Annotated in this window: 5 protein-coding genes; 3 read left to right on the forward strand and 2 right to left on the reverse strand. The window is 62.9% G+C overall.

All coding sequences use genetic code 11. The features are described 5' to 3' along the window. A partial coding sequence (locus tag ENZ74_RS35490; RefSeq protein WP_127313253.1) for a hypothetical protein occupies positions 1–186 on the forward strand: 186 nt, incomplete at its 5' end. A 305-nt stretch (positions 187–491) separates the two neighbouring features. Here the strand turns inward: ENZ74_RS35490 and ENZ74_RS30740 are convergent. Together ENZ74_RS30740 and ENZ74_RS30745 are read right to left on the reverse strand one after the other, a co-directional pair. After that, positions 492–1,043: an isochorismatase family protein gene (locus ENZ74_RS30740; RefSeq protein WP_063168626.1), complete on the reverse strand. Its 552-nt coding sequence runs from the start codon at positions 1,041–1,043 to the stop codon at positions 492–494. Positions 1,044–1,154: 111 nt separating this feature from the next. Beyond that, on the reverse strand, positions 1,155–1,358 hold the full coding sequence (locus tag ENZ74_RS30745) for a hypothetical protein (protein ID WP_063168627.1): 204 nt from the start codon (positions 1,356–1,358) through the stop codon (positions 1,155–1,157). Between the two features lie 35 nt (positions 1,359–1,393). Here ENZ74_RS30745 and ENZ74_RS30750 point away from each other — a divergent pair, with 35 nt between their 5' ends. Together ENZ74_RS30750 and ENZ74_RS30755 are read left to right on the forward strand one after the other, a co-directional pair. Further along, positions 1,394–1,483, forward strand: coding sequence for a hypothetical protein (locus ENZ74_RS30750; RefSeq protein WP_081714185.1), 90 nt, complete (start codon positions 1,394–1,396; stop codon positions 1,481–1,483). A 204-nt stretch (positions 1,484–1,687) separates the two neighbouring features. Beyond that, positions 1,688–1,786 (forward strand): hypothetical protein, encoded by a 99-nt coding sequence (locus ENZ74_RS30755; RefSeq protein WP_013530621.1) that lies wholly within the window; start codon positions 1,688–1,690, stop codon positions 1,784–1,786. The last annotated feature ends 65 nt before the right edge of the window (positions 1,787–1,851 follow it).

Here is a 1,851-nt window from a genome sequence, read left to right on the forward strand (position 1 = left end):
GCTTTGGGCGTTCGCCTGGCCGATCTCCAGGCCCGGATGCGCGATGCGCGGGTGACGGATGCCGAAATGAAAACCTTTCAAAAGGTCGCGGCCATCATGGAAGATCGTCACGGCCGGATCGATGGCGACGACCTGATTGCGGTGTCGTTCCTCGCCGATCCGGTGCAGCACCGGCAAACGCCTTGAACGACATTTCCAATAACCAGCAGGCTTTTTGACTCCCGGACCGGGAAAGCGCGCCGAAAGTCTCAGCCGAATCCGCCCTTTTGCTCCGGCCTATTCCGCTTTCGCGGAAGTTTCGAGCGGCACGCAATGTGCAATGTTGCTAATGCGGCGGTACGAGCCGCCCTGGTTGACGCGGGCGCCCGAGCCATCCCAACAATGCGCCCCCCCCGTCCGCGTCGACCACGGCAGGCGCCCGGCGCTGTCTTCCCTCGCGAAGTCCTCAAGCCGGCCTGCCTGATAATGCGGCCTGCGGCGACGTTCGGGCTTCAGCCGCCGACAAGCGCCTTTGTGGTCACCAGATTGACGCCGGCCTCGGCGAATTCGCCATTGTGCCTGACGATGACCTGCTCGGCACTCTCGCTGGCATTGTCCAGCGTGCTGTGCGCATCGGACACCACGGTCACGCCGAGCCCTCTGGCGATCGCGCCCTTGACCGTCGCGGCCACGCAAAAATCGGTCTGCGCGCCCAGGAGCACGACAGCACCCGCACCCTGCCCGGCAACCCAGTCGCCGAAGGCGGGATTGCTGAAAGCATCGCGCACGGATTTGGCAAAGGTCGGCTCGTCCGCAGCTTGGCCAAGTGCGGGCCAAACCGGCCAGCCCGGCTGATCCGGTGCCAACGGATCGCCTTCGGGTCCATCATGCCTGACAAATGCGACCTTGCGCCCGCCGCCCCGCGCCCAGTCGATCACCGCTTTGGTGCGCTCGACTATGCCTGGCGCATCATGGATCGGCGGTTCGTGCACGCCGTCGAACATACCGGTCTGGAGATCGATGACGATGAGCGGCGCGTTGTCTGGGAGGCTGGATGCTGGCATGGGCTTTACATAGCACGGCGGACAAGGTGATCAAGATTTGCTCATTCCGACGCGCCGGCAAACAGCACGACGCCGTCACCGCCGTCGGGCGGCCAGTCGCGGGTGGTGCGATCATTGCCGCCGGTCAGCACCGCGGCGGACGCCCGCATAGATCGGGCCGGTCTTGCTGTCGAACAGCGCGATCTGGTGGCCGGTGTCCATGCCCCATAGCCGGGCCGTGCCGTCGAGCGAGCCGGAGGCCAGGCGCTGGCCGCCAGCCGATAGCGCCAGGAGGGCCGCCGTCGGCGCCCGGCTTGGTTGACACATGTCGCGCATCTGCCATGCTCGCCGAGAGTTCAGGAGAGAACACCATGAAGAAGACTTACGCGAAGCCGACCTTCGTCAAGAAGGGCAAGCTTTCCGCCGTCACGGCAAACGCCCCGAGCAGCGTCACGCTTTAATCCGGCGCATCTCTGGCGGATCGCGCCGGCGCTGGAGAGCAAACTCCAGGTGCAATTGGTTTTGGGATGGCCCGAAGCAAAGAATAGGGACCCTGGCCCCTGGTCGCGCATTGTTGGGTTTATTGTTTGTTGCTTTCAGCTCGCATGGTTGACAGATGGCCGCAGTATGGCATCATCAGGCTGGGATTTTAGGAGAGTCTGAAAATGAAGAAGATTTATGTGAAGCCGTCGTTCTTGAAAAAGGGCCGTCTGTCGGCGGTCACAGCGTCGAACGGCGCCTCGATTATCATTGTGCCGGGCTGATCGTAAACGTAACCTGATTGAAGCGGGGCGAAATTCGCTCCGCTTTGGCATGCTCAAATCTCAGC

Origin of the sequence: Mesorhizobium sp. M7A.F.Ca.CA.002.15.2.1, from assembly GCF_003998715.1 — a bacterium.
Lineage (GTDB): Bacteria > Pseudomonadota > Alphaproteobacteria > Rhizobiales > Rhizobiaceae > Mesorhizobium > Mesorhizobium ciceri.